The organism is Fundidesulfovibrio sp., assembly GCF_058402725.1.
Window position 1 is genome coordinate 1 of sequence record NZ_JBZVFJ010000192.1, and the last position, 5241, is coordinate 5241.

The 5241-nt window shown below is 68.2% G+C and carries 4 protein-coding genes; 2 read left to right on the forward strand and 2 right to left on the reverse strand.

What is annotated here, in order from left to right:
- Nucleotides 1–291 (forward strand): L,D-transpeptidase family protein (locus ACV4UX_RS17065; protein WP_491594483.1); only part of this gene is annotated, 291 nt, incomplete at its 5' end.
- 332 nt (nt 292–623) lie between these two features.
- On the opposite strand, the gene ACV4UX_RS17070 is transcribed toward ACV4UX_RS17065, so the two are convergent.
- Nucleotides 624–1163, reverse strand: a complete 540-nt coding sequence (locus tag ACV4UX_RS17070; protein ID WP_491594484.1) for a type 1 glutamine amidotransferase domain-containing protein — start codon at nt 1161–1163, stop codon at nt 624–626.
- Between the two features lie 300 nt (nt 1164–1463).
- Between ACV4UX_RS17070 and ACV4UX_RS17075 the strand changes: the two genes are divergently transcribed.
- The gene (locus tag ACV4UX_RS17075) at nt 1464–2612 is read left to right on the forward strand and encodes a GGDEF domain-containing protein (RefSeq protein ID WP_491594485.1); all 1149 of its coding nucleotides are present in this window, start codon (nt 1464–1466) and stop codon (nt 2610–2612) included.
- A 133-nt stretch (nt 2613–2745) separates the two neighbouring features.
- Here the strand turns inward: ACV4UX_RS17075 and recQ are convergent, their stop codons facing one another.
- Nucleotides 2746–4899, reverse strand: coding sequence for a DNA helicase RecQ (recQ, locus tag ACV4UX_RS17080; RefSeq protein WP_491594486.1), 2154 nt, complete (start codon nt 4897–4899; stop codon nt 2746–2748).
- Between the last annotated feature and the right edge of the window lie 342 nt (nt 4900–5241).

A 5241-nucleotide genomic window follows, 5' to 3' on the forward strand; every position in this document is an offset into this window, starting at 1 on the left:
CAGAAACCCAAGACCTGGGGCTCTTCCGAAGAGATGCGCCGCAAGGACGAACTCTACCGTCTGGGCCTGACCGTGGAGCACAACACCGGTCCGGCCAGCCCCGGCGCGGGCTCCTGCATCTTCCTGCACGTGTGGCGCAACGCCGAAACCGGAACGGCGGGCTGCACGGCCATGGCCCTCAAGGACCTGGAACGGCTGGCCGCCTGGCTGGACCCGGCCAAACGTCCCGTGTTCGTGGCCCTGCCCGCCGGACTGGCCAAGGCCTACGCCCGCCCCCTCGGGCTGCCCTGAGCGGCCCGGGCCTGTCGGGCCTGGGCTGCACGCCCCTCCGCCACAGGATACGCCCCCCCTTTCCGAACCGTCCGGGCGGCTGAGCGGCGCGGCCGCCCCGCAGCGCCCGGCGGCCCAGCACCACCGGCAGGGGGAACCATCCGCCGCCTGGGTCGGCGGCGGGATCTTTCCATCCGGGCGCGGACCAGCCCCCGGATGTTGTGCCCCGTGAAGCCGCGACAGGGCCATCCCCCGACAGGCTGCTTCAGGCTTTCGATCCCTGCGGACTGAAGTTCCGACCGAGGCTTTGGCACTCCCTGTGCATGGAGTTTGGGAGCCTCCCCAATGTGCCGCTATCCGGCGCTGCGGGCGAACCAGTCCAGGATGGCCTCGCAGAAGTCGGGCAGGTCGGCCGGGCGGCGGCTGCTGACGAGGTTGCGGTCCACCACCACGGAGGCGTCCTCCCAGACGGCCCCGGCGTTCTCCAGGTCGTCCCTGAGGGCCACGCAGCCCGTGACGCGGTAGCCGCGCACGATCCTGGCCGAGATGGGCACCCACCCCGCATGGCAGATGAAGGCCACGAGCTTTCCGGCCTCGTGGAAGGCGCGGGTGAGGGCCATGGCCTTGGCGTCGCGGCGCAGGATGTCCGGGGCGAAGCCGCCGGGCACGATGAGGGCGTCGAAATCCTTCGCGTGGAGGTCCTTGAGGCAGGCGTCGGAGACGCACGGATAGGTGTGCTTGCCGGTGTAAAGGCGTCCGGCGGGGTCGAGCCCTGCCACCACCGCCTCGGCCCCGGCCTCGATCATGCGCAGTCTGGGATACCAGAGTTCCAGGTCTTCGTAGGTGTCGGCCACCTGGATGAGAATGCGTTTGCCGGTGAGGGGCTTGGACATGATGTTCCTCCTTGAACGGATCGTGAAGAGGGGTGCATACCCCGGACAGGCCGGACGGGTCCAGAGAAGAGGGCGTGGAGCCTGGAACCCTGCGGGAAAACTTCCGCAACTCCTGTATCCGCCCTTGCCAGAATCACGACTGAGCGTCTATGGAAGGTCACCCTTGCCGGGGGCGGTCGGCCACGCCCAGGTCCGTTTGCCGACGCCTGGCGCTCGCCGCACGCCTGTCCGGCAGGCATTCATCACGGGCACGCTCCACCGCCCGGCGTGGCGCAACACTCCACCGGGAAGGCAGCCACCTTGAAAGCAGAACACGTCGACCACGACGCGCCGGACATCGGCGTACGCGAGCTCCTGCGCAAGGCAGGGATCGACAGGAACGACCTCGCGGACGGCTTCGGCGAGGGCGGCCAGGCCTATGCCGACCTTCTCTACCACCTGACGCGGATGCGCTTTTCCGTCGAGGACTCGCTGCGCTACTGGAAGGAGATCCTCACCAACCTGGACAGCCTGAACGCATCCCAGGGGCGCGACGTAGGGCTTCGCGTGGCCATCTGCGACTACTTCCTGAACCTCCACCCGAAGCTGCGAAGCCCGATCCTGGTGGAAATGAAGCTCTTGCTGCGCAAGGAAAGCGGCAGCCTGGTCGACGAGCTCACGGGCCTCTACAACCGTCATTACTTCAAAAAATCGCTCCACCGCGAGATCGAACGGTTCAAGCGCTTCCAGCACCGCTTCTCCCTGATCATGCTCGTCCTCGACGACTTCCGGCAGGTCACGGACACCTACGGACAGCCCGGCGGGGACGACGCCCTCCGGGCCGTGGCCAGGGCCCTCGACGAGGCTGCCCGGGACACCGACCATATCGTGCGCTACGGGTCCGACACGTTCGCCCTGATCCTGCCCGAGACCAACTGCGACCAGTCCATGGCCGCAGCTGAACGGCTGCGGCAGATCGTGGAGTGCACCCCCGTCAACCTGCGCGACACGCCCGTGGCCCTGACCGCCAGCCTGGGCGTGGCCTGTTTTCCCGAGGACGCCATCAACGCCAAGACCCTGCTGGAGAGGGTCGAGACGGCCCTGACGGAGGCCGGGCGCACGGGGAACTGCGTCTTTTCCTTCTCGGGCAAGGACGCGGGCGCGACGGGCAAGGCCCCTGACCACAAGCCCGTGACGGCCACTGTGCTGCGCGTCTCCTCCCGGAGCATGCTCTGCAAGTCGTCCACGGTGATCCTGCCGGGCATGGAAGTGGACATCGTGGTCCCGGGCGAGCACCCCGGAGAATCCGACACGCACCTGGGATGCCGCGTGATGCGCGTGCTGCGCCGGGAATGCCAGGCGGCGGAAGGTCCGTGCACCTTCACCGTGCCCCTCGAAGTGGTCACTGCGGAGGAGCGCCGCGTGCTGCTCCACGGCTACCTCTTCAGCGACAGGCCCGGCATGCCCTGACCCGTTGCGTCCGGGCGGCGGAGAACGGCGCTGACCGGGATCCGGGGTCCGGAGGGAAGACGGCAGGGGCTCCCGTGAGCGCCCCTTCGGCACGCGGCGCATTCCTGCCCCATGTCGGGCCTTGCCGCGCCGATCAGCCGAAGCGTGCGCCGAAGCGCTCGGCGATCGCGTTGCCCAGGGGGCCTGACAGGGAAACCATGGCCAGGAGCCACCCTGTTTCCGCGTCCCGGACCGACAGGTAGCCGCCGTTTACCTTGAGTTCCAGGCCCTGTTCCTCCAGCCGGTCCAGGAAATCGCCGTGATCGGACGCCCGCGCCAGGGCCGCGCGCACCTTCACCACGGCCTCCGAGGCCACCTTGCTCTCCCTGTCGAGGTCGCGCCGGTCGGGCCTGGATTCGGCAACTTCCTCAAGCGGCTCCGGCCTTTGGGGAGGATCGTCCCCGACGGGCCGCCCGCCCGCCCCCGCGCCGAGACCCAGGTGATTGCGCACCTGGTCGAGGAACGCCTGGCCGTATTGCGCGAGCTTCTTCTCGCCAACGCCGTGGATCGCCGCCATTTCCTCCAGGGACCGCGGCTTGCGTTCGGCCATGTCGAGGAGAGTCCGGTCCGAAAAGACGACGAACGCCGGGACGCCCTGCTGCTTGGCCAGCCCGTTGCGCAGAACCTTCAGGGCCGTGAGCAGCCTGTCCGCCACCTGCCCCACGGGGTTCGGCCGTGCGGACGCACGGCCCCGCTTGCCCCGCGCGGGCGCTTCGTCCAGCAGGTCGCCCCGCATCCGGACGCGCTCCGCGCCGCGCAGCACCGACCACCCCTTTGCCGTCACCTTCCAGCAGCCGTGGTTCACGATGTCCAGCGTGGCCAGCCCCGAGCCCATCAGCTGCCGGAAGACGGCGCGCCAGTGCCGTGCGTCGCACTCCTTGCCGACCCCGAAGGTGGGCAGCTCGTGGTGGCCGCAGCGCTCCACGGCGTCGGTGCGCTTGCCGAGCAGGATGTTCACTAGGTGCTCCATGCCGAAGCGCTCGCCCGTGCGCACCATGGCGGACATGGCCTTCTGGGCGTCGATGGTGCCGTCGCGCACCGTGCAGCCGCTTTGGCACACGTCGCAGTTGCCGCAGGGAGGGGCCTCCTCCCCGAAATAGGCCAGCAGCGTCTGGCGGCGGCAGCGGGGCGTCTCGCACAGGGCGATGAGCGCGCCCAGGCGGTGCGTCTCGATGCGCTTCTGGTCCTCCCCGGCCTCGCTCTCCGCGATCTGGGCGCGCCGGAGGCGGATGTCGTCCAGGCCGTAGAGGGTCAGGGTGTCGGCGGGCAGGCCGTCGCGCCCGGCCCGGCCGATCTCCTGGTAGTAGGCCTCGATGCTCTTGGGCATGCTGGCGTGGCAGACGAAGCGCACGTCGGGCTTGTCGATGCCCATGCCGAAGGCGATGGTGGCGGCCATCACCACGCCGTCCTCCTGCTGGAAGCGGGCCTGGTTCTCGCGGCGCTGGTCCTGCTCCATCCCGGCGTGGTAGGGCAGCGCGTCCCGGCCGCTCTCGGAGAGCGCCTCTGCGAAGCGTTCGGTCTCCCTGCGCGTGGCGCAGTAGACGATGCCGCTCTCGCCCGGGTGCTTGGCGACGAAATCGAGCACCTGGCGGCGGGCGTTGTCCTTGGGGGCCATGGCCAGGCGGATGTTGGGGCGGTCGAACCCGTGCACGAACACGTGCGGGGGCCTGGAGAAGAGGCGCGCCGCGATGTCCGCGCGCGTGGCCTCGTCGGCGGTGGCGGTGAAGGCCAGAAGCTGCACGTCTCCGAAGGCCTGGGCGGCGTGGCTCAGCTCCAGGTATTCCGGCCGGAAGTCGTGGCCCCATTGCGACACGCAGTGGGCCTCGTCCACCACCAGACGCCGGACGGCGCAGCCCTGCAGCAGTTCGAGCGTGTTGCCCCGCAACAGACGCTCGGGGGCCACGTAAAGGAGCCGGGCTTCGCCTGAGCGCGCGGCGCGCAGGGCCTGGGAGTTCTCGGCGGAGCTCTGCCCCGAGTTGAGCGCATAGGCGGCCACGCCCAGCGCCCGCAACTGGCTCACCTGATCCGTCATGAGGGCGATGAGCGGCGAGACGACCACGGTGAGCCCTCCCCCGGTCAGCGCGGGCAGCTGATAACAGAGCGACTTGCCGCTTCCCGTAGGCATCACCGCCAGCACGTCCTCCCCCGCCAACGCGGCCGCGACCACCGCATCCTGGCCCGGCCGGAAGGAACTGAACCCGAATACCCGGCGCAAGACGGGCAGGACGCTGGAAGTATCGTAGGACATGGATTGATTATTGGAGGAATCACGCATGGCTTGACGGTCACGCGATACACGACAACGGGGCAGGGCGCAAGGTGGGGGGGCATCCGACTAAGGTGGGTTTTCTTGGCTGAAGCACATTCACCCATCAATCAACAAACATATAATTATTTACAAAAGGATGATACACAAACACTTTCCTTGCAATCCCTCCTTGCATCGCCTATTACCGATGAGCCATCTGAATATATTTTCACTCATTCAGTATGGCCACATGACAACATGTAGACATTCTTCCGAAACATCCAACCATGAGACCCCTGCGTAATACGCTGAGGCGCGTGCCTGATCCCCCTCGGCGGCGCA